Source organism: Curtobacterium sp. MCLR17_058, from assembly GCF_003234705.2.
In the GTDB taxonomy this organism is placed as follows: domain Bacteria; phylum Actinomycetota; class Actinomycetes; order Actinomycetales; family Microbacteriaceae; genus Curtobacterium; species Curtobacterium flaccumfaciens.
Genome location: NZ_CP126262.1, coordinates 525,952 through 546,708, shown reverse-complemented (window position 1 = coordinate 546,708; position 20,757 = coordinate 525,952). Strand labels below are relative to the sequence as shown.

Genomic DNA, 20,757 nt, shown 5'->3' with positions numbered 1-20,757 from the left:
GTACGGATGTATAGGCTCGTGCTCGATGTCTCGTCCCACCAGCCCCCGCGCCCACCGTGTCCCCGTGCGCCAGCGCCTCGCCGTCACCGGCCTGGCACTCGCGGGCCTCGTCGGCACGGTCATCGCCGACGCTCCGGCCGCCCAGGCGGTGACCTACCCCACGTGGGACGAAGTGAAGTCCGCCCGCGGCAAGGAATCCGCGAAGCAGGGACAGATCACCGAGATCCGGGGCATCATCAGCGAACTCGACGCCAAGGTCGAGGCTGCCGAGGCGAAGGCGCAGAAGCTCGGCGACGTGTTCTACAAGGCACAGCGCAAGGCCCAGACGGCGGCCGAGAAGGAACAGCAGCTCCGCGCCGACGCGAAGGACCACGCCAAGGTCGCCGACCAGAGCGCCGCGCAGGCCGGGCAGTTCGCCGCGCAGATGTCCCGCTCCGGTGGCGCCGACGTCACCACCTCGGTGATCACCCAGGGCGAAGACGCCAGTGATCTGCTCTACAACCTCGGTGCGCTGAGCAAGCTCTCCGAGCAGGCCGAGCGTGTGCAGGCCGCCGCGAGCGCCGACGCCGCCGTCGCCAGCTCGCTCGAGGCACAGGCCGACCGCGCCGCCGAAGCGCTGGGCGACCTCGCTGCCGAAGCCGAAGACCGCATGCAGGAAGCCCAGGCGGCGTCCGACGCCGTGCAGGCCGCCTACGACGAGCAGCAGTCGAACAAGGCCCGACTCGACGCCCAGCTCGCGACCCTGACCTCCGGCCGCGTCCGGACCGAAGCCGAGTTCGCCAAGGGTGAGCGCGTCCGCAAGGCGGCGGAGGAGAAGGCCGCTCGCGAAGCCGCAGAGCGCGCAGCCGCCGCGCAGCGAGCAGCTGCCGCACAGGCCGCCGCGAACTCCGGCGGGGGCGCTCCGTCAGGCGGCGGCTCGACCGGCAGCAGCGGCTCGGGTGGCGGCGGTTCCGTCGGCGCAGGCTCGGGGACCGGCTGGGTCCGCCCGGCCAGCGGCTACGTCATCAGCCCCTACGGCTACCGCGTGCACCCGATCACCGGCGTCGTCACCATGCACGAGGGCACCGACCTGGCGAGCGGCTGCTACACGCCCATCGTCGCGGCCTCGGCCGGCACCGTCGACTACGTCGGCTGGTACGGCGGCTACGGCAACTACGTCCGCATCAACCACGGCGGCGGCGTGCAGACCGCGTACGGCCACATCGTCGACGGCGGCTTCCGGGTCGCCACCGGCCAGCAGGTCTCCGCGGGGCAGCTCATCGCGCTCGTCGGCTCCACCGGGGCGTCGACCGGCTGCCACAGCCACGTCGAGGTGCACATCAACGGCGCCACCACCGACCCGGTGCCCTTCATGGGCGCTCGCGGGGTCGCCTTCTAGCCGATCGACCCCGGCTCCGGCGACGTGCCCGGTTCCGGCTCCGGCTCGTCGATCCCGTCGTCGCCGGCGTTCCACAGCGCCCGGTACCAGGCGGTGCGCTCCGGGTCGTCCGGCAGCCCGTACGCCCGGTGGAACAGCGGCTCCCACCCGGGTCCGTAGTTCCAGCCGAGCGCCATCGTCGCCACCGCGATGTCGGCCCAGCGGTCCGCGACCCCCATCGCGTCCAGGTCGACGTGCCCGCTCCACCGCCGATCCGCACCGATGAGCGTGTTCGGCGTGCACGGGTCGCCGTGACAGACGACGATCCGGTCGGTCGGCGGCTCCGGACCGAGACCGCCCGGGCCGCGCTCGGCGTCGGCGGCAGCGTCGGCGCTCGTCCCACGCGCGCGATCGAGCCGGTCCGCCGTGGACCACGTGAACGGGCAGTCGTCGACGGGCAGGGTGTCGTGCAGCGCGCGCAGGCCCTCGCCCACCGCGACCACCGCGGTCCGGGGTTCGTCGTGCCAGCGCGGGTCGACTGCGCTCCAGCCGGGCACGGCACGCGTGTGCAGCCAGACGCCGTCGTCGTCGGCGCCGTGGTCGAGCACCTCGGGCACCCGGGCGTACCGGGACGCCCACGTCAGCCGCGCGGCCTCGCCACTGATCCACGAACCGTAGGCGCGCGGCAGCACCTTCACGAACTCGTCGGCGTGCGCGTCCGGTCCGATCCGGAACGTCGTCCCGCCGATCTGGTTGTGCCAGACGAGCGCGACCTCACGCCCTCGGGCGACGTCGGTGACCACGCGCGGCACCGGGACGGTCTCACCCGGCCGGGGCAGCCCACCGATCGAGCGCACCACGGTGACGCTCAGTGCACGCGGTCCGGACGGGAGGACCCCGACCCACCACGGGCGATCTCGAGCAGCACGGGCAGGCGTTCGCCGAGCAGGGCGTCCAGGTCGGCGACGACGGCCTCGACCCGTTCGGTGATCTCCCGCGGCGCGGCACCCCGGCGCGGACGGACCCGCACCCGGATCGCCCGACCACCACGGACCCGGTAGACGTCGACGGCGAGGGAACCGACCTGGGGCATGTCGCCGATGGCCGAGGAGAGCGCGTGCTGCACGGCGGTGGACTCGATGCGCACCGAGCCGGCGACGCCGTCGGCCGAACCGTCGCTGTCCACGACGGTGCTCTCGCGGCCACCGCCGAGCGTCGTCAGCACGACGAGTGCGAGCACGCCGAGCACGACGCCACCGCCGAGCACGCAGGTCCACGCGAACACCGAGTCGTCACGCGACGCCCCGGTGCCGAGTCCGGCGAGGGCATCGCCGACCGTGCGCCACCACGATGTGACGAGGGGCAGGCCCTGCGCGGTCTGCACCAGGATCGCGGCGACCCCGGCGACGAGCAGCACGAGCCCGAGCACGACGAGCGCCGTCCGGCCGAGCGCGCGGTTCGTGGCGTTCATCCGTCCACCCGTCCCGTCGGCTGCACCCGGACGCGCGCGGCGAGGGCCGGCTGCGCGTCGATCGCGGCGAACTCCCGCTCGACGGCCTCGGTCGCGGCGACCGCGGGGACGTCCACCCCGGCTGCGGGCCGGAGCACGACGTCGACCGTGCGGCGACCGACGGTGCCCACGGCGGCGTCGGCGCCCAGACGGGTCGCGGAACGGGCGGCTCGGGCCGCGGCGGAGGCCAGGACCTCGTCGTCGACGACGACTGCGAGCCGGTCGGACGACATCACGTGCCGCGGACGGCGCTGGGGCAGGATCCCCTGCAGCAGGAGCACGAGGCCGATCAGGGCCACGACGGCGCCGATGCCGATCACGATGGTGGTGTCGAAGCCGTCCGGAGCGGCGAGCGCGGCGTCGACCACGGCACGGGGGTCGACACCGAGCACGTTCTGGTCGAGCAGGACGAGCGCACCGGCGAAGACCGCAGCGGCGGCGAGCACCAGGGCGATGAGCATCGCGACGACGACGGCACCGGAGCGGGAGACGTGGGTCTCGCGGCGCAGCAGGCGGCGGTGGGTGGCAGCGTGGTCCCCGGTGGGCGCGCCGACGAGGGGTGGGGCGGTCACCGGACCCTCCGCGGGGTGTCCACGACTGACGACGCGAAGGTCACGGTCACGCGGGCGACCTGACGGCCGGTGATGGTCCGGAAGCGCTCGGCGATCGTGCCGCGAGCCCGGTGCGCCGTGGCGACGACGGGTTCGTCGGGGAGTGCGTGCGAGCCCAGCACCGGCAGGGCGAGCGGGGCCGTGATCTCGACTGCCAGCGCGCCGCGACCGTCGTCGGCGACCCGGGCACGGACCTCCCGGAAGGCCACGCGCAGTGCTTCGGCGGCGACCGCCTGGGCGGTGTGCACCAGCGCCGACGTGCCGATGCGGTCGGAGCCGCGGAGCCGGACGCCGCTGTCGCCGGTCGTGGCGACGGCGGCGTCGCTCACGACGAGCTCCGGCGTCCGCGCAGCACGTCGAGCAGACGACGGAAGTCGACGTCGCCCGTGACGATGCGGGCGACCAGTGCACCGACCGCCATGCAGACGGCGACGACGACGAACGCCCAGAACCCGAGCGTCACGGCGACGATCGCGAGCAGGGCGCCGGTGCCCATCCCGACGACGGTGGCGTTCACCGGACCCGACCGTCCCGGGTGTCGAGCTCGTCCGCGACGCCGTTGAGCGCCGGGATGTTCACGTCGTTGATGGCGATGTTGACCTCGGTGACCTCGAGGCCGACGAGTTCGGTGACGGCGTTCGTGACGGCGGCACGGACCGCGGAGGCGACCTCCATCATCGGCGTCGGGTAGTCCACGACGATGGTCAGGTCGACGGCCACCTGGGTCTCACCGACCTCGACGCGGACGCCCTGGCCGAGCGCGCTCGAGCCGATGGCGTCGCGGATGGCGCCGAACGCCCGCGAGGCGTTGCCGCCGAGCGCGAAGACGCCGGGGACGTCGCGGGCGGCGATGCCCGCGACCTTCGCGACGACCGTGTCGTCGATGATGGTCCTGCCCTTGGCGGTGACCTGCGTCGTGGTGGTGCCGGCGGGCTGGGTGCTCCCGGCCCCGGTCCCGAGCGTGGCCCCGGTCGTGGTCCCGGTCGTGGTCCCGTCGACGCGGTTGGTCGTCGATGCCATTGCTGCCTCCGTGCGGTCGATTGCTGGCCTCCAGCGAACACCATCGTGCCGTACGCCGCACAGGCGGCGCACGTGCCGACCTCGTCGTCAGTCGGCACCGGTAGGTTCTTGTTCCATGCGCGTGGCGACCTGGAACGTGAACTCCGTCCGCACCCGAGTGGGTCGGATCGTCGACTGGCTGGTGCGTGAGGACGTCGACGTCCTCGGCATGCAGGAGATCAAGTGCAAGCCGGAGCAGTTCCCGGTCGACCAGTTCGAGGCAGCGGGGTACCACGTCGAGGCGCACGGCCTGAACCAGTGGAACGGCGTCGCGTTCGCCAGCCGGCTGCCGATGGAGGACGTCACCCGCGACTTCCCCGGCCAGCCCGGGTTCCTGAAGGGCCACGAGGGGCCGGACCTGCCGGTCGAGGCCCGCGCGATCGGCGTCACCGTCGACGGCGTGCGGCTCTGGAGCCTCTACGTCCCGAACGGCCGCGAGCTCGGCGACCCGCACTACACGTACAAGCTCGACTGGCTCGCCCAGCTGGCCGACCGCACCTCGGAGTGGATCGAGGCGTCGCCGGAGACCCCGCTCGCGCTGATGGGCGACTGGAACGTCGCACCGCTCGACCAGGACGTCTGGGACATGCGGGTCTTCGAGGGGTCCACCCACGTCAGCGAACCCGAGCGGGCAGCGTTCCGCGAGTTCGAGGCACGGGGCCTGCAGGACGTCGTGCGCCCGATCGTGCCCGACGGCTACACCTACTGGGACTACAAGCAGCTGCGGTTCCCGCGCAACGAGGGCATGCGCATCGACTTCGTGCTCGGCTCGCAGGCCTTCGCCGACGTCGTCACCGACGCCTCGATCCACCGGAACGAGCGGAAGGGCGACGCCCCGAGCGACCACGTGCCCGTGGTGGTCGACCTCGACCTGGACACGTCGCTCGACGACGACCGCCCGATGATCTTCTGATCGGAGTCGGGTCGCTGGCCCGGCCCGGCCCGGATCGGCGCCCGTCCGGCTCTGTTACGCCCGGCGTCCGCCGTGATTGAGCCGTCCGTCACGCCGACGTAGGTTTCCTGCACCGAACCCCTTCGAGAGCAGGTGAAGCCATGTCCCGCACGACGATCCTTCCCATCCAGCGCCTCATGGCGACCGCAGCCCCCGGTGCGTGGCGCGACGGCATCGTCGTCGAGACCCGCGCAGCCGACGCCGTGGTGCTGTTCCTCGACGGGAGCATCACGCAGCTGCGGGTGGCGGACGCCGACAGCGTCCTGTCGGTCGGCGAGCCGGTCGCCCACCACCCGGTCGCGGAGATCCTCAGCGCCAGCGGTCGACAGACCACCGCACGCGTCGCCTAGCGGCCACGCGTCGCGGAGCGCGCACGGAGCGGGTCAGGCCGCCATCGAGTCGAGCATCGCCTGGCACTTCGACACCATCTCGTCGCAGGCCATGGCGCAGTACCGGCACGACTCGTCCATGTCCTGGTGCTGGCGGCACTCGGCGGCACACGCGGTGCCCATCGCGACGACGGCCATGAGCATCGCCTGCATCACGGTGGCGTCCATCCCCATCGGACGCATCATCATCCGCATGCCGGTGTCGGCGAGCATCGCGGTGTTCGAGCACATCGCGGCGCAGGTGGCCATCTCGCCGCCCATCCGCATGTCGGCCGCGGAGCACATCGTCGCCGCCATCGACGCGGCGTTCATCGCCATCATCGTGTCCTGCATCATGTCCATGTCCATCTCCATGGGCATGTCCGTCATCGACATGTTCTTCATCATCGCCATCGTGTCCATCGCCGGTCTCCTCGTCATGGTCATCGGTCACGAGGCGGTCCGCCCCGCGTGCCCGCCAGGGTACGCGCGTGCCGTCCGCGCTTCGTGAGCAGGAATGGTCGAGTCGGCGGACGCGACCCGACCTTTTCTGCTCACCATCCGCGGTGGTCGCCACCACAGCCGGACGGGAGGCCCGGTGCGGCCCCGCCACGGGCCTCCCGTCCGGCCGTGGCGCGCGACCACGGCGCGGAAGACGCCGGCGCGTCCGCAGGACGCCCGCAAGCGCGCGAGACGCCGCCGTATGCGGCGGCGTCTCGGCGACATCGAGGCGTCTCGACAACACGACGGCGTCTTCCGGACGGCCACACGCCAGCGACGCGCGTCCAGGGCGCGCTACGGGTGCAGCAGGGCGGCGATCGCGACGAGCACGGGCACCGAGCCGAGCGTCGAGATGAGCACGACGTCGCGCGCCACCGGGACCGCGGCCCCGTACCGCTGCGCGTAGTTGAAGACGTTCTGCGCCGCCGGCAGGGCGCCGAGGGTGGTGAGCACGAAGACCTCCTGGTCGCCGAGCCCGAACACGAACCGGGCGAACACGAACGCCACGGCCGGCATCACCACGAGCTTGATCGACGACGCGACGATGACGTCAGTGCGGATCGCCGGGTCCCGCAGCGGGGTCGCACCGTGCAGGCTCATCCCGAACGACAGCAGCACGACGGGCACCGCGGCCGCGCCGACGAGCGAGAACGGCTCGAGCACCGGGTCGGGCAGCGTGATCCCCGTCGCCGAGCACACGAGCCCGACGAGCGAGGCGATGATGATCGGGTTCCGGAACGGCCCCGCGATCCGCCGCCTCCATCCGCCGCCACCCGCGGTCGCAGCGTCGAGGATCGTCAGCGCGATCGGGGCCATCACGACGAGCTGCAGCAGGATCACCGGGACGACCGCGGTCGCCTGGCCGAGCACGTACACGGCCACCGGCAGCCCGATGTTGTTCGCGTTCACGTAGCTCGACGCCAGCGCACCGACGGTGGTCGTGGTGACGGGGCGGCGCAGCACGAGGCGGAACACGGCGGCGGCACCGAGGGCGACCACGGCGGCGCTCAGCAGCGAGACCCAGAGCATCGACGACAGCAGCGACGCGATGTCGGCGGTCGCGATGGTGTGGAACAGCAGGCACGGCATCAGCACGAAGAACGCGAGTCGGCTCATCACGAACTGCGCGTGCGGGCCCAGCAGGCCGATGCGTCCGACGACGTACCCACCGGCGATGATCGCGCCGATGATCGCGAAGCCGGTCAACACGCCACCCATCCCGTCCATCCTGGCACCTGCCGGCGGTGATGTGACGTCACTCAGGTCGGAAATGCGTACGCATCGAATACCGTTGAGCGCATCATGACCTCGACGAACGCCGACACCCTCACCCGGTCCACCGACTCCAGCCAGCCGCTCGTGCCGCTGCTCGAGGAGCGCTGGAGCCCCCGCTCCTACGACGAGACCGCGACGATCTCGGACGACCAGCTCGACGCCGTCCTCGAGGCCGCTCGCTGGGCACCCTCGGCCATGAACTTCCAGCCCCGCCGCTTCATCGCCGGCCGCCGCGGCACCGAGACGTTCCGGAAGATCAACGAGAACCTGCTCGGCTTCAACGCCGCCTGGGCCTTCCGCGCCAGCGCCCTCGTCGTCGGCGTGCTCGAGACCGTGACCGCCGACGGCGAGGAGCGCCCCTTCGCGCAGTACGACCTCGGCCAGTCGCTCGCCGCCCTGACCGTGCAGGCGCACGCCGAGGGCCTGCACGTGCACCAGATGGCGGGCATCGACGCCGCCGGGCTCCGTGCCGCGTTCGACCTGCCCGAGCGCTTCCTGCCGTACACGGTCACGGCCGTCGGCACCGTCGCGCACCCGTCGCAGCTCGACGACAAGGCCGCCGAGCGCGAGGTCGCCCCGCGCACCCGCATCCCCCTCGACGAGGTCGTCCTCGTCAAGGAGTGAGCTCCGGCGGCACCGCCGCCCGCGATCGCCACGACGGCCGCGTCCCTGCGGGGGCGCGGCCGTCGGCGTACCATGACGTGACATGGATCAGCACCAGGACGACGCCCCGCCGGAGATGAACTTCTACACCCGGAAGTGGGTGCGACCGGAGGACCTCAACGCCAACGGCACCCTGTTCGGCGGCAGCCTGCTCCGCTGGATCGACGAGGAAGCCGCGGTCTACGCGATCATCCAGCTCGGCAACGGCAAGGTCGTCACGAAGTACATGTCGGAGATCAACTTCCTGTCCTCGGCGAAGGAGGGCGACATCGTCGAGATCGGCCTCGTCGCCACCCGGTTCGGCCGCACGTCGCTGACCATGCGGGCCGAGGCGCGCAACCTCTTCACGCACCGCAGCATCCTGACGATCGACGAGGTCGTGTTCGTGAACCTCGACGAGGACGGCAGCCCGGCCCCGCACGGCTACACGGACATCACCTACGCGCGCGACCGGGTCCCCGCCACGCACCGCGCGTGACCCCGCAGACTTCGCGCAGCACCGGGGCGCCCTGTTGGTCGCACCCTGCGGGTGGTCGGCGGGCTCTGGCAGGATCGGGGGCATGACCACGCCCCGCCTCGTCGCCTTCGACCTGGACGACACGCTCGCCCCGTCGAAGTCCTCCCTCGACCCCCGCATGCTCGAGACCTTCGCGTCCCTGCTCGAGGTCGTGCCGGTCGCGGTCATCTCCGGCGGCAACTTCACCCAGTTCGAGCAGCAGCTGGTCACCCCGCTCCGGCAGCGCGACGGCCTGACGCTCGACGCCCTGCACCTCCTGCCCACCTGCGGCACCCGGTACTACCGCTGGGAGGACCAGGACTGGGCGCTGCAGTACGCCGAGGACCTCACCGACGAGCAGAAGGACCGCGCCCTCGCCGCGGTCGAGGCCCGTGCGAAGGAAGCCGGGTACTGGGAGTCCGAGACCTGGGGCGCCATCCTCGAGGACCGCGGGTCGCAGATCACGTTCTCCGCCCTCGGCCAGTCCGCCCCGGTGGACGTCAAGAAGCAGTGGGACCCGACCGGCGAGAAGAAGGACCACCTGCGCCGCCTGGTGCAGCAGGACCTGCCCGACCTCGAGGTCCGCTCGGGCGGCTCCACCAGCATCGACATCACCCGCAAGGGCATCGACAAGGCCTACGGCATGCAGCGCCTCGCCGAGATCACCGGCATCGCGCTCGACGACATGCTCTTCGTGGGCGACCGGCTCGACCCCGAGGGCAACGACTACCCGGTGAAGGCGCTCGGGGTCCCCTGCCACGCGGTGGAGGGCTGGGAGGACACGGACGCGTTCCTGACGGAGCTCATCCCCACCCTGCGCTGACCGCGCGGCGGACGGGAGGCCCGTGGCGGGCCCGCACCGCGCCTCCTGTCCGTCCCCGGTCGCGTCCAGAGCCGCGAACGCGACCGACGCGGCCGGGCGCTCAGCCCAGGCTGCGGACGGCCTCGACGAAGGCGCGGATCTTGGCGGGGTCCTTGACGCCGCGCTCGGACTCGACCCCGCTCGACACGTCGACGCCGTCGGGGTCGAGCGCCTCGACCGCGGCGACCACGTTGGCCGGGGTCAGCCCGCCGGCGAGGATCCAGGCCTCGTCCACGCCCTCGATGGTGGCCGGGTCGATCAGGCGACCGCTGCCGGGCACTGCGGCGTCGAGCAGCAGCAGGTCGTGGTCGAACGCGGCGCGCTGCTCGGGCGTCTCGCGCAGGTAGTCCTCGGCCGCGATGGCCCGGATGGTGAAGAAGCCGGCGTCGCGCGCGCGGGCGAAGTCGGACGCCGACTCGCCACCGTGCAGCTGCAGCGTCGTGAGCCCGACCTCGGAGGCGATGCCCACGATCTCGTCGATCTTCTGGTCACGGAAGACCCCGACGGCGTCGATGCCGTCCGGCACCCGCTCGACGAGTTCCTTCGCCAGGTCGGCGGTGACGGTCCGGGGGCTGCCCGCCGCGAAGACGAACCCGACGGCGTCGGCACCCGCGTCGACGGCGGCGTCCACGGTGTCGGGCGTCGACAGGCCACAGATCTTGATCCAGCGCTGGTCGGTCATGCTGTCCATCCTGCCAGGGCGCTCCGGTACCCGGAGCACGGAGCCGCCGAGCGGGTCAGTGCAGGGCGCCCGCGACGTAGGCGGCCACGCAGGCCGCGGTGACGCCGAAGGCCGCGAAGGACCCGACCAGGACGTTCCGCCGCCGCCAGCGACGCACCGCCGAGAACGTGCCGCGCCTGGCGTGCCGGTGCGCGGCACGGTGCATGCGGTGGTCGCGCTGGTGCTTGACGCGTTCCGGACCGAGCGGCACCGGGCCGGTGATCTGGGTGGAGCCGCCGCGCAGCGCGTTGGCGATGGCGACCGCGGTGGGCCGGCGCTCCGGGTCGCGGGCCGTCATCCGGCTGAGCAGCTCGCGCCACTCGTCGGCGACGTCGTCCGGGACCTCGGGATCGCGGCGGAGCCGTGCGAGTGCGGCCTCGATGAGGGTGCCCGAGTACTCCTGCTTGCCGGTCAGCGCCTCGAGCAGGACGAGCCCGAGCGAGTACACGTCGGTGGCGAAGCTGATCGGTTCGCCGGCGACCTGCTCCGGGCTGAGGTAGGCGGCGGTGCCGATGACCGTGCCGTCGTTCGTCAGGCGGGAACCGTCGACGAAGTGGGCGACGCCGAAGTCGGTGAGTTTGACCGTACGGGCGAACCCGGACGAGCCCTCGTCGCTGATCAGGATGTTGGCGGGCTTGACGTCGCGGTGCACGATGCCGCGGGAGTGCACGTAGGCCAGGGCGTCGGCGAGCTGCGCACCGAGGTCGGCCACCTCGTAGTTGTGCAGGGCTCCCTCGGACAGACGGCGGAGCAGCGTCGTGTCGGCGATGAGCTCCATCACGATGAACCGGTGCGGGCCGTCCTCGAACTCGTGGGTGCCGGCGTCGTACAGCGGGATGAGGCCCGGGTGGGAGAGCATGCTGAGCAGCCGGATCTCGCGCTCCTGGCGGACACGGTCGGCGGTGGTCATCTTGTCCGGGGTCGCGAAGAGCTTCACGGCCACGGCCCGGTACGTGTGCTCGTCACGGGCTTCGTAGACGGATCCCATGCCGCCGGTGCCGATGAGCTTCACGAGCCGGTACCGCGCAGAGAGGACGGTGTCCGCCCGCGCGCTGTCCAGCAGGGTCATGGTGTCCGTCGTCCCGTCCGGAGCCCGTGGTTCCGCGGCGCCTGCCGGCGTGTGGGCTCAGGGGAAACGGTACGCGTCCGACTCTCGATCCGCATGGCCGTTACGACATCGTGATCGCCGTACTTCCCTGAGTTCCCGGGGATCGACGGGGTACAGTCCGACCTCCACCAGGACGAGGAATCGCGCAAGGAGGACAGCATGGCGTTGTCGAAGGGTGACGAGGTGCACTGGAACACCTCGCAGGGCAGGACGACCGGCACGCTCGTGCGCAAGCGGACGAGCGACTTCGAGTTCGACGGGCAGCACTTCACGCCGACCGACGACGACCCGTACTGGATCGTCGAGTCGGAGAAGAGCGGCAAGCAGGCCGCCCACAAGGAGTCGGCGCTGACGAAGGCCTGAGGCTCAGTCGCGGGCGGGCTCGGCGCGACGACGACCCCGGGCACCGCCCACGGCAGGGCTGCCGGCGGCGTCGTCGTGGTCGTCGTCGGGGCTGCCCGCACGCCGCTCGGCGCGGACACGGCGGACCCGGCGCACGACGAAGGTCACCACGACCGCGGCGATCGCGACGTAGAGCACGCGGTCGATCCACTCGGTGTACGCCTCGACCTGGTCGTACTGCGACCCGAACGCGGCACCGAGCAGCACGAGCGCGCTGTTCCAGATGCCGCTCGCGATGATCGTGAACACCGAGAACGTGCCGAGGTGCATGCGGTCGGCGCCGGCCGGCAGCGAGATGAGGCTGCGGACGATCGGGACGAACCGGCCGAAGAACACCGCGCTCTTGCCGTGCCGGTGGAACCAGCCGGCCGCCTTGCGGAAGTCGTCCTCGTCGACGAGGGGCAGCTTGCCGAACCACCGTGTGGTGCGTTCGAACCCGATCTTCGCGCCGAGCCAGTACAGCACGAGCGCCCCGAGGTACGAACCGATCGTCGCCAGCACCAGGACCAGCACGAGGTTCATCTGGCCGGCACCCGCGAGGAACCCGGCCAGCGGCAGGATGACCTCGGACGGGATGGGCGGGAACACCGTCTCGACGAAGAGCATCAGCCCGACGCCCCACTCCCCCAGCGCGTCGATCAGCTGCAGCACCAGGCCGGAGAGGCCGCCGAGGTCCGACGGGGCGGTGGAGTCGCCATTGGCGACGGTCATGGCACGGGCGGTCACGGCAGTCGTCATGGCCCCAGCATCCCTGAACGCCCTGTCAGGACCCGGCACGCTCCCTGGGTGTCAGCCGAGTCCCATGTGAGCGGACCGGACGTGCGCGAGCGACCGGGCGAGCGCGCCCCGGGCGACGGCGTCGCGACCGACGGTCGACGGGGCGAACACCACCGGGTGCCGGAGCTGTGGCGTGACGATCTCGTCGAGCGCGGCGCAGAACACCTCGGCAGCCGGCAGGACCTCGCCACCGACGACGACGACCTCGGGGTCGATCGTCGTCACGAGCTGCACGACGCCGGGAGCCACGTCGGCCGCGAACGCACGGACGGTCTCGACGGCCGACACCGAGCCCTGGGCCGCCGCGGCGAAGACGGACTCGAGGTCCGTGCCGGACGGGATCCGGGCCTCCAGGCGGGCGGGCGCGGCGGGCCAGCCGGTCGAGGCGATGCCGCCCATCTCGCCGGCGGCACCGCGCGCACCGCGCGCCAACGAGCCGTCGACCACCAGGGCGGCACCGATCTGCCGACCCATCACCAGGTACAGGCCGTCCCGGACGCCGTGGAACCGCCCCCACCGGGCCTCGGCCGTGGCGGCCAGCTTGGCGTCGTTGTCGAAGAAGGTGGCGACCCCGGGGAAGAGGTCCTGGATCCGGCCGGGCACCCGCCGCTCGACCCACTCCGGCACCGCGACCGTGTAGTCGATCGCACCGTCGCGGTCGACGACCGCCGGCACCCCGAACGTGGCACCGAGCACCGGCGCACCACCGACGGAGCCGCCGACCGCGCCACCGACGGGCGCCGTCAGCCGACGGACGACGTCCTGCACGCTCGACCAGGCCTGTTCGGCGTCGGCGAGGTCGGTGTAGCGCTCCTCGACGCGGGCGAGCGTGACGCCGCGCAGGTCCGCGCGCACGCCGACGATCCCGTGCAGGCCGAGGTCCACGCCGAGCACGGAGCCGGCCGACGCGTCCGCGGCGAAGCGCTTGGCGCGACGACCGGCCTTGTTCGGGGTGGCGATCGCCTCGGCCTCGGTCACCCAGCCCTCGTCGACCAGGTCGGCGAGCGCCGCCTCGACCGTGGGGCGGGAGAGTCCGACCGTGCGCCCGAGCTCGGTGACCGTGCGGGAGACGTCATCGCGCAGGAGCTCGTCGAGGATCGCCCGCGAGTTCATCTGCCGCAGGACGCCGGGGGTCGTCCCCACGACACCGGGGGTCGTTGACACCGTCTGCTCCACGGTCATAGCCTCCACATTACGAAAGATCATTGAGGAATGGTGGCTCCGACATGCTCGTCCCACGACCGCGCCGCACCGCTCCCGGTGTCGGGGCCTTCGCGATCACCCCGTCGACCCGGATCGCCGCCGACCCGGCGAGCGAGTCCGTCCGACTGTACCTGCAGCAGACCCTGCGGGGATCGACCGGGCTGCCGGTGCGGGACGCCCTCGACGACACGGCACCGGGGACCGGCACGATCGCGCTGCGCGTCGCCGACGACCCGTCCCTGCCCGCGGGCCCGACGACGCCGGAGGGCGACCGGGCGGAGTCGTTCCGCCTCACGGTGACGCCGGACGGCGTCGACGTCGTCGGCGGTTCGCCCGCCGGGGTCTTCTACGGCGTGCAGGCCCTGCTGCAGCTGCTGCCCCCGGACGTGTACCGCCGCGGCCGGGTCGCGACCGGTCCGTGGTCCGTCCCCGCCGTGGTCGTCGAGGACGCCCCCGCCTTCGCCTGGCGCGGCGTGATGCTCGACGTCGCCCGGCACTTCCGGACGAAGCACGAGGTCATGCGGGTGGTCGACCAGCTCGCCGCGCACCGGATCAACCGCCTGCACTTCCACCTCACCGAGGACCAGGGGTGGCGCATCGAGATCCGGAAGTACCCGCGCCTGACCGAGGTCGGGTCCTGGCGTCGGGAGTCCCAGGTCGGCGCGCACGTCCCCGGGCCGGACGGCACACTCGTCGTCGCCGGGTCCGACGGCCGCCCGCACGGCGGGTACTACACGCAGGACGACGTCCGCGAGATCGTGGCGTACGCGGCCGACCGGTTCGTCACCGTCGTCCCCGAGATCGAGACCCCCGGGCACGTCCGCGCGGCACTGGCGGCCTACCCGTCGCTCGGCGTCACGGGCGAACCGGTCGAGGTGTGGACGGAGTGGGGCATCGCCGACGACGTCCTGAACGCCGAGGACGCCACGATCGACTTCTTCAAGGACGTCCTGGACGAGGTCATCGCACTCTTCCCCTCCGGCTACATCGGCATCGGCGGCGACGAGTGCCCGAAGGTGCAGTGGGAGACCGACCCCCGCACCCAGGAGCGCATCCGCGAGCTCGGGCTGCAGGACGAGGAACAGCTGCAGGCCTGGATCATCGGACAGCTCGCCGCACACGTCGAGTCGCACGGCCGGCGGGCGTTCGGCTGGGATGAGATCCTCGAGGGCGGCACGCTCGACCCCTCGGCGACCGTGGTCTCCTGGCGCGGGCTGACCGGCGCACGCACCGCCGCCCGCCGCGGGCACGACGTCATCTCGTCGCCGGACGACCAGGTGTACCTCGACTACCGCCAGAGCGACCTGCCGACCGAGCCGATCCCGGTGTCGATCGCGCTCACCGTCGACGACGTCTTCGCCTTCGACCCGGTGCCGTCGGGGCTCACCGACGACGAGCGCGCCCACGTCATCGGCGGCCAGGGCAACATGTGGACGGAGCACGTCGACTCCGCCCGTCGGCTCGACTACCAGCTCTTCCCCCGCGTCGCCGCCCTCGCCGAGGCACTGTGGTCGGCCGACGTCACCGGGCCGCGCGACCTCGCCGAGTTCCGCGGACGCCTGGCCGAGCACACCGCCCGGCTCGAGGCCATGGGCATCGAGTACCGGCACGAGGCCGGGCCGTTCCCGTGGGAGCAGCGACCGGGCGTCCCGGGGCGCCCGCACTCGCGTGAGGAGCGTGCGGCGTACATCGACGCGGTCACGGCGAACATCGCCGACTGACCAATTGACATTTCACATGTGAGAGGTTCACACTGGGGAGGACTTCACGGAGGAGACCCCCATGCCACAGCGCAGCATCCCCGGCCTCGACGGGCTCGACATCGACGCACTGATCGGGGATCGACAGCCCGAGGCCGAGCTCGAGATCACCGTCGACTTCGTCCGGGGCCGGTCGGTGCTGATCACGGGCGCCGGCGGCTCGATCGGCAGCGAACTCTGCCGACAGCTCGTCCGGTTCGAGCCGGCGGAGATCATCATGCTCGACCGCGACGAGACCGCCCTGCAGCAGGTGCAGGTCTCCGTGGACGGTCACGGGCTCCTCGACACGAAGAACGTCGTCCTCGCCGACATCCGCGACGCCGACGCCATCCGCGACATCATGCTGACCCGCCGGCCCGACGTCGTCTTCCACGCCGCGGCGCTGAAGCACCTGCCGATGCTCGAGCAGTACCCGGACGAAGGCTGGAAGACGAACGTCCTCGGCACCCTGAACGTCCTCCGCGCCGCTGCTGCCGCGGGCGTGGGGACACTCGTGAACATCTCGACCGACAAGGCCGCGAACCCGACGAGCGTGCTCGGATCGACCAAGCGCATCGCCGAGCGGTTGACCGCCTGGACCGCCGCCGACACGGGCCACGACTACGTGTCGGTCCGGTTCGGCAACGTCCTCGGCAGCCGCGGCTCGATGCTCCCGCTCTTCGCGGAGCTGATCCGTGCCGGACGGCCCCTCACCGTCACCCACCCCGACGCCACCCGCTACTTCATGTCCATCCCCGAAGCGTGCCACCTCGTGATCCAGTCGGCTGCGATCGCCCACCCCGGCGAGGTCCTCGTGCTCGACATGGGTGCACCGGTCCGGATCCTCGACATCGCACGGCGCATGCTCCAGGCCACCGGCAGCCCGTCCGACATCGTGTTCACGGGCCTGCGGGCGGGCGAGAAGCTCCACGAGGACCTCATCGGACGCGGCGAGACCGAACGCCGCCCGGTACACCCCAAGATCACCCACACCTCGGTCGCGCCGATCGCTCCGTGCGACGTCGACGAGTGCGTCCCCGGCCAGGTCGACCCGTCGGCACTCGCGATGGCCGCCTGACCGGCCCACGTCCGGCCCGCGACGCGACCGGACGACGGACGGGAGGCCCGGTGCCAGCTGGCACCGGGCCTCCCGTCGTTCCCGGGGTCGCGTCGACTACGCGGCGACCGGTGCGCGCTGGCCCACCGTCTCGCCGGCCACGGCAGCCTCACCGGCCGCAGCGGCCTCGTCGACGGGGCGACGACGGACCCACTTCTTCAGGGCGACGAGCACCAGCGCGGACACCACGGTCCCCGCCAGGATCGCGACGACGAACATCAGGACGTCACCGATCGCGAAGAATACGAAGATCCCGCCGTGCGGCGCTCGCGAGGTCACGCCGGCAGCCATCGAGATCGCACCCGTGATCGCGGCACCGACCATCGACGCCGGGATGACGCGCAGCGGGTCGGCTGCGGCGAACGGGATCGCACCCTCGGAGATGAAGGACGCACCGAGCAGCCACGCGGCCTTGCCGTTCTCACGCTCCGGCTTCGTGAAGCCCTTGCGGTAGAGGACGGTCGAGGCGAGCGCGAGTGCGAGCGGCGGCACCATGCCGGCCGCCATGACGGCGGCCATGATCTCGAACGGCACCACGTTCGTGGCGGTCCCGGCACCGAGCCCGGCGACGGCGAACGCGTACGCCACCTTGTTCACCGGACCACCGAGGTCGAACGCCATCATCAGGCCGAGGATGATCCCGAGCAGGACGGCCGAGGCACCCGACAGGGAGTTGAGCCAGGCGGTGAGCTCGGTCATGACCCAGGCGATCGGGCCACCGAGCACCAGGAGCATGAGGCCCGAGGCGATGATCGACGCGAACAGCGGGATGATCACGACCGGCATCAGACCACGCAGCCACCGCCAGGTCGGGATGCGCCCGATCCAGTACGCGGCGGCACCGGCGATGAGGCCACCGACCAGACCACCGAGGAACCCGGCGTTCATGAACACGGCGATCGACCCGGCCACGAAGCCCGGTGCGATGCCCGGACGGTCGGCGATGGCGTAGGCGATGTACCCGGCGAGTGCTGCGACCAGGAACCCGAGCGACACCTGTCCGATCTGGAACGCGGCGGCGCCGAGGTAGTAGCCGAGGCCCTCCGGCGGCAGGTTCAGCAGCGTCGAGTTCGTCAGCGTGTAGGCGGCGTTGCTCATGCCCGAGTCGCCGTGGTTCAGCGCGATGCCGTACCCGGAGAGCAGGAAGCCGAGCGCGATGAGCAGCCCGCCGCCGGCCACGAACGGGATCATGTAGCTGACGCCGGTGAGGAGCCAGCGCTTGAGCGACTGGCCGAAGTGCTCGTTCTTGGCGGTGGACTCGCCCTCGACGGCGGCACCACCCTGCACGCGTGCGGCGTGCGGGTCCTCCGAGGCGCGGATGGCCTCGGCGATCATCTTGTCGGGCTCGTCGACACCGCGCTTGACGGGTCCGGACACGAGCGGCTTGCCGGCGAACCGACCGCGATCGCGGACGTCGACGTCGACCGCGAACACGACGGCGTCGGCGCGGGCGATGAGGGCCGGATCGAGGGGTTCGACCTGCGAGGACCCCTGCGTCTCGATGTGCATCTCGGCACCGGCACGCTGAGCTGCGGCGACGAGGGCGTCGGCCGCCATGTAGGTGTGCGCGATGCCGGTCGGGCAGGCGGTGACACCGACGAAGACCTTGCGGCCCGCCTCCGGCGCGGTGGCCGGTTCGGAGGCACCACTCGCCTTCCCGACGCCGGCCTCGGCCACTTCGCCGCTCACCTCGTTGTCGACCAACCGGACGATCTCGTCGGGGGTGGTCGCGGCACGGAGCGCGGCGGTGAAGTCCTCGCGGATGAGCGCACGGGCCAGGGTCGAGAGGACCGTCAGGTGGTCCTTGTCCGCCCCCTCGGGCACGGCGATCATGAAGACGATGTCGGCGTCGCCGTCCGGGGCGCCGAACGGCACCTTCCGGGCCAGGCGCGAGAACGCCAGCGTCGGCTCGGACACCGACGCCGACCGGGCGTGCGGGATGGCGATGCCACCGGGGACGCCCGTTCCGACGCTCGCCTCGCGCTTGATGGCGTCGTCGGCGAGCGTCGCACCGTCGGCGGCGCGGCCGGTCGCGGCGACGCGGTCGGCGAGCACCCGGATGACGTCGGTCGACGTGGCGCCGAGGTCCTCGTCGAGGCCGACGAGCTGTGCGCTGATGAGGCGCGGACTCGAGTCTGCGGACATGTGCTTGCTCCTTCGCAATGGCGCTGATCGCGCGGTGGTGCAGGTGTTCGTGGGGTGGTCGGGCGGGGTGGGGAGGGGATCAGGCGGGTTCGGGGGCCGGGTGCGTGTGGAGCACCCGGACGGAGACCGCCGTCGGGTCGGTGTGGTCGAGTGCCGGCACGTCGCTGCCGGGCAGGGCTGCGGCCGCGGCACCGGTGGCGACGGCCTGTGCGAGACGCTGCTCGGGTGCGGCTCCGGCGACCTCGGCGAGCAGGTAGCCGGCGAGGGAGGAGTCCCCCGCGCCGACCGTCGACCGGGCGACGATCTTCGGTGCAGCGGCGGCGAACGCCCCTTCGTCGGAGACCAGCACGGCGCCGGCGCTGCCCAGGGTGAGTAGCACGGTGCCGACGTTCTTCCGCCGCAGCCGCTGGGCTCCGGCCACCGCGGCGTCGAGGTCGCGCTCGTACTCCTCGGGGTCGCCGCCGACGACCTCGGCGAGTTCCTCGGCGTTCGGCTTCACCAGGTCGATCCGTTCGCCCGACTGCAGCAGCGCGGTGAACGGCACCCCGGACGAGTCGACGGCGATCCGGACGTCGGCACCGTGGCGGGCACGGACGGCCCGGACGAGCACGGCGAGCGCGTCGTCGGGCAGACCGGGCGGCAGCGACCCGGCGACCACGACCCAGCGTGCGGCGGGGCCGGTCGCGGTCGCAGCGGCGGTGTCGGCGACCAGGGCAGCGAGATCGTCGAGGCGGCCGGCGAGCGAGGGGCCGGGTTCGTTGAGCTTCGTCGTGGTGCCGGTCGGCTCGGTCACGGTGACGTTCGAGCGGAGGGGCGCCCCGATCGGCAGCGCGGCGGTCGGGATGCCGCGGGTGGCCAGGCCGAGCAGGACCGGGTCGAGCTCGTCGCCGGGCAGGACGGCGACGGTGTCCCCACCGCTCGCGACGACCACGCGGGAGACGTTGACGCCCTTGCCGCCGGGTTCCGCGGTGGACCGGGTCGCGCGCTGGACGGCGCCGCGCTGCAGTTCGCCAGCGAGCTCGATCGTGCGGTCGAGGGACGGGTTCGGGGTGACCGTGACGATGCGGGCGTTCACGCGACGACCACCTCGACGTCGGCGTCGGCGAGCGCGCCGGCGAGGTCGGCCGGGGGCTGCTCATCGGTGACGAGCGTGTCGATCTCGTCCAGGCGCGCGAACCGCATCAGGGCCTCCACGCCGTGCTTGGCGGCATCGGCGAGCACCACGGCCCGTCGGGCGGCGAGCACGTAGGCGCCCTTCACGGCGGCCTCGTACTCGTCCGGGGTGCTCAGACCGAAGCCGGCGGACAGGCCGTTCGTGCCGATGAACGCCACGTCGGGCCGGAGCGCGCCGATCTGCTCGACGGTGGCCGTGCCGACGGCGGCGCTCGTGACGCCACGGACGCGGCCGCCGAGCAGGTGCAGTTCGAGGTGCTCGCTGTGCTGCAGGGTCGCGGCGATCGGCACCGAGTTCGTGATGACGGTGATGGTCGAGCCGGCGACCTCGGGCTCCCAGCGGGCGAGCTCGGAGGCGACGGCGGCGCAGGTGGTGCCGGCGTCGAGGGCGATCGAGCCGGTGAAGGTCGGCGGCACCAGGCGCATCGCGGCGCGGGCGATGGCGGACTTCGCGGTGCCGTGCTGCCCCTCGCGCTCGGCGACGCTGAGTTCGACGACGCTCGAACGGCCGACGGGGACCGCTCCCCCGTGCACCCGGCGCAGGACCCCGGCGGACTCGAGGGCGTCGAGGTCACGGCGAACGGTCTCGGTGGTGACGTCGAAGTGCTCGGCCAGACCGGCGACCGACACGCGACCGGCGGACTGCAGCTCGGCGGCGATGGCGGTGTGCCGCTCGGTTGCGTACATGCCCGAACTCCTTCGTTCCGTTGGGTTTCGA

At 72.3% G+C, this 20,757-nt stretch carries 25 protein-coding genes; 10 read left to right on the top strand and 15 right to left on the bottom strand.

Features of this window, described 5'->3' with window-relative positions:
* Positions 1-25 precede the first annotated feature (25 nt).
* The gene (locus DEJ11_RS02705; protein WP_111104138.1) at positions 26-1,378 is read left to right on the top strand and encodes a M23 family metallopeptidase; all 1,353 of its coding nucleotides are present in this window, start codon (positions 26-28) and stop codon (positions 1,376-1,378) included.
* On the opposite strand, the gene DEJ11_RS02700 is transcribed toward DEJ11_RS02705, so the two are convergent.
* The 6 genes from DEJ11_RS02700 to DEJ11_RS02675 are packed head-to-tail and all read right to left on the bottom strand — an operon-like array spanning position 1,375 to position 4,498.
* The gene (locus tag DEJ11_RS02700) at positions 1,375-2,217 is read right to left on the bottom strand and encodes an aminoglycoside 3'-phosphotransferase (RefSeq protein WP_284176659.1); all 843 of its coding nucleotides are present in this window, start codon (positions 2,215-2,217) and stop codon (positions 1,375-1,377) included. The genes DEJ11_RS02705 and DEJ11_RS02700 overlap by 4 nt on opposite strands.
* Positions 2,218-2,225: 8 nt before the next feature.
* Positions 2,226-2,828, bottom strand: a complete 603-nt coding sequence (locus tag DEJ11_RS02695; RefSeq protein ID WP_111104136.1) for a hypothetical protein — start codon at positions 2,826-2,828, stop codon at positions 2,226-2,228.
* Positions 2,825-3,439, bottom strand: coding sequence for a hypothetical protein (locus DEJ11_RS02690; RefSeq protein WP_111104134.1), 615 nt, complete (start codon positions 3,437-3,439; stop codon positions 2,825-2,827). Before DEJ11_RS02690 ends, DEJ11_RS02695 begins: the two co-directional genes overlap by 4 nt.
* Complete coding sequence (locus DEJ11_RS02685; protein ID WP_110858768.1) at positions 3,436-3,807, bottom strand: hypothetical protein; 372 nt, start codon at positions 3,805-3,807, stop codon at positions 3,436-3,438. The genes DEJ11_RS02690 and DEJ11_RS02685 overlap by 4 nt, the downstream gene beginning before the upstream one ends.
* Entirely contained in the window at positions 3,804-3,995 is a 192-nt protein-coding gene (locus DEJ11_RS02680; protein ID WP_027464859.1) for a DUF2273 domain-containing protein, read from the bottom strand. Before DEJ11_RS02680 ends, DEJ11_RS02685 begins: the two co-directional genes overlap by 4 nt.
* Positions 3,992-4,498 (bottom strand): Asp23/Gls24 family envelope stress response protein, encoded by a 507-nt coding sequence (locus DEJ11_RS02675; RefSeq protein ID WP_111104132.1) that lies wholly within the window; start codon positions 4,496-4,498, stop codon positions 3,992-3,994. The genes DEJ11_RS02680 and DEJ11_RS02675 overlap by 4 nt, the downstream gene beginning before the upstream one ends.
* Before the next feature lie 115 nt (positions 4,499-4,613).
* Between DEJ11_RS02675 and DEJ11_RS02670 the strand changes: the two genes are divergently transcribed.
* Positions 4,614-5,450: an exodeoxyribonuclease III gene (locus DEJ11_RS02670; RefSeq protein ID WP_111104130.1), complete on the top strand. Its 837-nt coding sequence runs from the start codon at positions 4,614-4,616 to the stop codon at positions 5,448-5,450.
* 140 nt (positions 5,451-5,590) lie between these two features.
* Positions 5,591-5,839: a nuclease gene (locus DEJ11_RS02665; RefSeq protein WP_111104128.1), complete on the top strand. Its 249-nt coding sequence runs from the start codon at positions 5,591-5,593 to the stop codon at positions 5,837-5,839.
* A 33-nt stretch (positions 5,840-5,872) separates the two neighbouring features.
* Here DEJ11_RS02665 and DEJ11_RS02660 read toward each other — a convergent pair whose 3' ends face one another.
* Positions 5,873-6,220, bottom strand: coding sequence for a four-helix bundle copper-binding protein (locus DEJ11_RS02660; protein WP_258375465.1), 348 nt, complete (start codon positions 6,218-6,220; stop codon positions 5,873-5,875).
* Between DEJ11_RS02660 and DEJ11_RS02655 the strand changes: the two genes are divergently transcribed.
* A complete protein-coding gene (locus DEJ11_RS02655; protein WP_181440868.1) occupies positions 6,219-6,368 on the top strand; it encodes a hypothetical protein in 150 nt (49 codons plus the stop codon). The two genes, DEJ11_RS02660 and DEJ11_RS02655, sit on opposite strands and share 2 nt — an antisense overlap.
* Positions 6,369-6,652: 284 nt before the next feature.
* On the opposite strand, the gene DEJ11_RS02650 is transcribed toward DEJ11_RS02655, so the two are convergent.
* Positions 6,653-7,576, bottom strand: a complete 924-nt coding sequence (locus tag DEJ11_RS02650) for an AEC family transporter (protein WP_111104126.1) — start codon at positions 7,574-7,576, stop codon at positions 6,653-6,655.
* An 84-nt stretch (positions 7,577-7,660) separates the two neighbouring features.
* Here DEJ11_RS02650 and DEJ11_RS02645 point away from each other — a divergent pair, with 84 nt between their 5' ends.
* The 3 genes from DEJ11_RS02645 to DEJ11_RS02635 all read left to right on the top strand — a co-directional run bounded on the left by DEJ11_RS02645 (position 7,661) and on the right by DEJ11_RS02635 (position 9,615).
* On the top strand, positions 7,661-8,257 hold the full coding sequence (locus DEJ11_RS02645) for a nitroreductase family protein (RefSeq protein WP_027464865.1): 597 nt from the start codon (positions 7,661-7,663) through the stop codon (positions 8,255-8,257).
* A gap of 82 nt (positions 8,258-8,339) precedes the next feature.
* Complete coding sequence (locus DEJ11_RS02640) at positions 8,340-8,774, top strand: acyl-CoA thioesterase (RefSeq protein ID WP_082046898.1); 435 nt, start codon at positions 8,340-8,342, stop codon at positions 8,772-8,774.
* A gap of 82 nt (positions 8,775-8,856) precedes the next feature.
* Positions 8,857-9,615 carry an HAD-IIB family hydrolase gene (locus DEJ11_RS02635; RefSeq protein ID WP_071246484.1) on the top strand — a complete coding sequence of 253 codons (759 nt, stop codon included), beginning with the start codon at positions 8,857-8,859 and terminating at the stop codon, positions 9,613-9,615.
* A gap of 100 nt (positions 9,616-9,715) precedes the next feature.
* On the opposite strand, the gene DEJ11_RS02630 is transcribed toward DEJ11_RS02635, so the two are convergent.
* The gene (locus DEJ11_RS02630) at positions 9,716-10,336 is read right to left on the bottom strand and encodes a phosphoribosylanthranilate isomerase (protein ID WP_071404336.1); all 621 of its coding nucleotides are present in this window, start codon (positions 10,334-10,336) and stop codon (positions 9,716-9,718) included.
* A 55-nt stretch (positions 10,337-10,391) separates the two neighbouring features.
* Positions 10,392-11,444 carry a serine/threonine-protein kinase gene (locus DEJ11_RS02625; RefSeq protein WP_111022754.1) on the bottom strand — a complete coding sequence of 351 codons (1,053 nt, stop codon included), beginning with the start codon at positions 11,442-11,444 and terminating at the stop codon, positions 10,392-10,394.
* A gap of 198 nt (positions 11,445-11,642) precedes the next feature.
* Between DEJ11_RS02625 and DEJ11_RS02620 the strand changes: the two genes are divergently transcribed.
* Positions 11,643-11,846: a hypervirulence associated TUDOR domain-containing protein gene (locus DEJ11_RS02620; RefSeq protein ID WP_071404335.1), complete on the top strand. Its 204-nt coding sequence runs from the start codon at positions 11,643-11,645 to the stop codon at positions 11,844-11,846.
* Between the two features lie 3 nt (positions 11,847-11,849).
* Here DEJ11_RS02620 and DEJ11_RS02615 read toward each other — a convergent pair whose 3' ends face one another.
* Together DEJ11_RS02615 and DEJ11_RS02610 are read right to left on the bottom strand one after the other, a co-directional pair.
* Positions 11,850-12,623 (bottom strand): DedA family protein, encoded by a 774-nt coding sequence (locus tag DEJ11_RS02615; RefSeq protein WP_258375463.1) that lies wholly within the window; start codon positions 12,621-12,623, stop codon positions 11,850-11,852.
* 51 nt (positions 12,624-12,674) lie between these two features.
* Positions 12,675-13,844, bottom strand: a complete 1,170-nt coding sequence (locus tag DEJ11_RS02610; RefSeq protein ID WP_181440866.1) for an ROK family transcriptional regulator — start codon at positions 13,842-13,844, stop codon at positions 12,675-12,677.
* A 44-nt stretch (positions 13,845-13,888) separates the two neighbouring features.
* Between DEJ11_RS02610 and DEJ11_RS02605 the strand changes: the two genes are divergently transcribed.
* On the top strand, positions 13,889-15,586 hold the full coding sequence (locus DEJ11_RS02605; protein WP_111104122.1) for a beta-N-acetylhexosaminidase: 1,698 nt from the start codon (positions 13,889-13,891) through the stop codon (positions 15,584-15,586).
* Between the two features lie 61 nt (positions 15,587-15,647).
* Entirely contained in the window at positions 15,648-16,682 is a 1,035-nt protein-coding gene (locus DEJ11_RS02600) for a UDP-N-acetylglucosamine 4,6-dehydratase family protein (RefSeq protein WP_110864239.1), read from the top strand.
* Between the two features lie 96 nt (positions 16,683-16,778).
* Here DEJ11_RS02600 and DEJ11_RS02595 read toward each other — a convergent pair whose 3' ends face one another.
* From DEJ11_RS02595 to DEJ11_RS02585, 3 genes are all read right to left on the bottom strand, one after another.
* The gene (locus DEJ11_RS02595; RefSeq protein WP_111053861.1) at positions 16,779-18,866 is read right to left on the bottom strand and encodes a PTS fructose transporter subunit IIABC; all 2,088 of its coding nucleotides are present in this window, start codon (positions 18,864-18,866) and stop codon (positions 16,779-16,781) included.
* 79 nt (positions 18,867-18,945) lie between these two features.
* Positions 18,946-19,941 (bottom strand): 1-phosphofructokinase family hexose kinase, encoded by a 996-nt coding sequence (locus DEJ11_RS02590; RefSeq protein ID WP_071404330.1) that lies wholly within the window; start codon positions 19,939-19,941, stop codon positions 18,946-18,948.
* Entirely contained in the window at positions 19,938-20,726 is a 789-nt protein-coding gene (locus tag DEJ11_RS02585; protein WP_071404329.1) for a DeoR/GlpR family DNA-binding transcription regulator, read from the bottom strand. The genes DEJ11_RS02590 and DEJ11_RS02585 overlap by 4 nt, the downstream gene beginning before the upstream one ends.
* Positions 20,727-20,757: the final 31 nt, after the last annotated feature.

Excerpts from the sequence above, each read along its gene's own strand:
- DEJ11_RS02705 (WP_111104138.1), top strand. The coding sequence starts at position 26 with ATGTCTCGTCCCACCAGCCCCCGCGCCCACCGTGTCCCCGTGCGCCAG.
- DEJ11_RS02695 (WP_111104136.1), bottom strand. The coding sequence starts at position 2,828 with ATGAACGCCACGAACCGCGCGCTCGGCCGGACGGCGCTCGTCGTGCTC.
- DEJ11_RS02675 (WP_111104132.1), bottom strand. The coding sequence starts at position 4,498 with ATGGCATCGACGACCAACCGCGTCGACGGGACCACGACCGGGACCACG.
- DEJ11_RS02670 (WP_111104130.1), top strand. The coding sequence starts at position 4,614 with ATGCGCGTGGCGACCTGGAACGTGAACTCCGTCCGCACCCGAGTGGGT.
- DEJ11_RS02665 (WP_111104128.1), top strand. The coding sequence starts at position 5,591 with ATGTCCCGCACGACGATCCTTCCCATCCAGCGCCTCATGGCGACCGCA.
- DEJ11_RS02655 (WP_181440868.1), top strand. The coding sequence starts at position 6,219 with ATGTCCATCTCCATGGGCATGTCCGTCATCGACATGTTCTTCATCATC.
- DEJ11_RS02660 (WP_258375465.1), bottom strand. The coding sequence starts at position 6,220 with ATGGACATGATGCAGGACACGATGATGGCGATGAACGCCGCGTCGATG.
- DEJ11_RS02650 (WP_111104126.1), bottom strand. The coding sequence starts at position 7,576 with ATGGGTGGCGTGTTGACCGGCTTCGCGATCATCGGCGCGATCATCGCC.
- DEJ11_RS02645 (WP_027464865.1), top strand. The coding sequence starts at position 7,661 with ATGACCTCGACGAACGCCGACACCCTCACCCGGTCCACCGACTCCAGC.
- DEJ11_RS02640 (WP_082046898.1), top strand. The coding sequence starts at position 8,340 with ATGGATCAGCACCAGGACGACGCCCCGCCGGAGATGAACTTCTACACC.
- DEJ11_RS02635 (WP_071246484.1), top strand. The coding sequence starts at position 8,857 with ATGACCACGCCCCGCCTCGTCGCCTTCGACCTGGACGACACGCTCGCC.
- DEJ11_RS02630 (WP_071404336.1), bottom strand. The coding sequence starts at position 10,336 with ATGACCGACCAGCGCTGGATCAAGATCTGTGGCCTGTCGACGCCCGAC.
- DEJ11_RS02625 (WP_111022754.1), bottom strand. The coding sequence starts at position 11,444 with ATGACCCTGCTGGACAGCGCGCGGGCGGACACCGTCCTCTCTGCGCGG.
- DEJ11_RS02620 (WP_071404335.1), top strand. The coding sequence starts at position 11,643 with ATGGCGTTGTCGAAGGGTGACGAGGTGCACTGGAACACCTCGCAGGGC.
- DEJ11_RS02615 (WP_258375463.1), bottom strand. The coding sequence starts at position 12,623 with ATGACGACTGCCGTGACCGCCCGTGCCATGACCGTCGCCAATGGCGAC.
- DEJ11_RS02610 (WP_181440866.1), bottom strand. The coding sequence starts at position 13,844 with ATGACCGTGGAGCAGACGGTGTCAACGACCCCCGGTGTCGTGGGGACG.
- DEJ11_RS02605 (WP_111104122.1), top strand. The coding sequence starts at position 13,889 with ATGCTCGTCCCACGACCGCGCCGCACCGCTCCCGGTGTCGGGGCCTTC.
- DEJ11_RS02600 (WP_110864239.1), top strand. The coding sequence starts at position 15,648 with ATGCCACAGCGCAGCATCCCCGGCCTCGACGGGCTCGACATCGACGCA.
- DEJ11_RS02595 (WP_111053861.1), bottom strand. The coding sequence starts at position 18,866 with ATGTCCGCAGACTCGAGTCCGCGCCTCATCAGCGCACAGCTCGTCGGC.
- DEJ11_RS02585 (WP_071404329.1), bottom strand. The coding sequence starts at position 20,726 with ATGTACGCAACCGAGCGGCACACCGCCATCGCCGCCGAGCTGCAGTCC.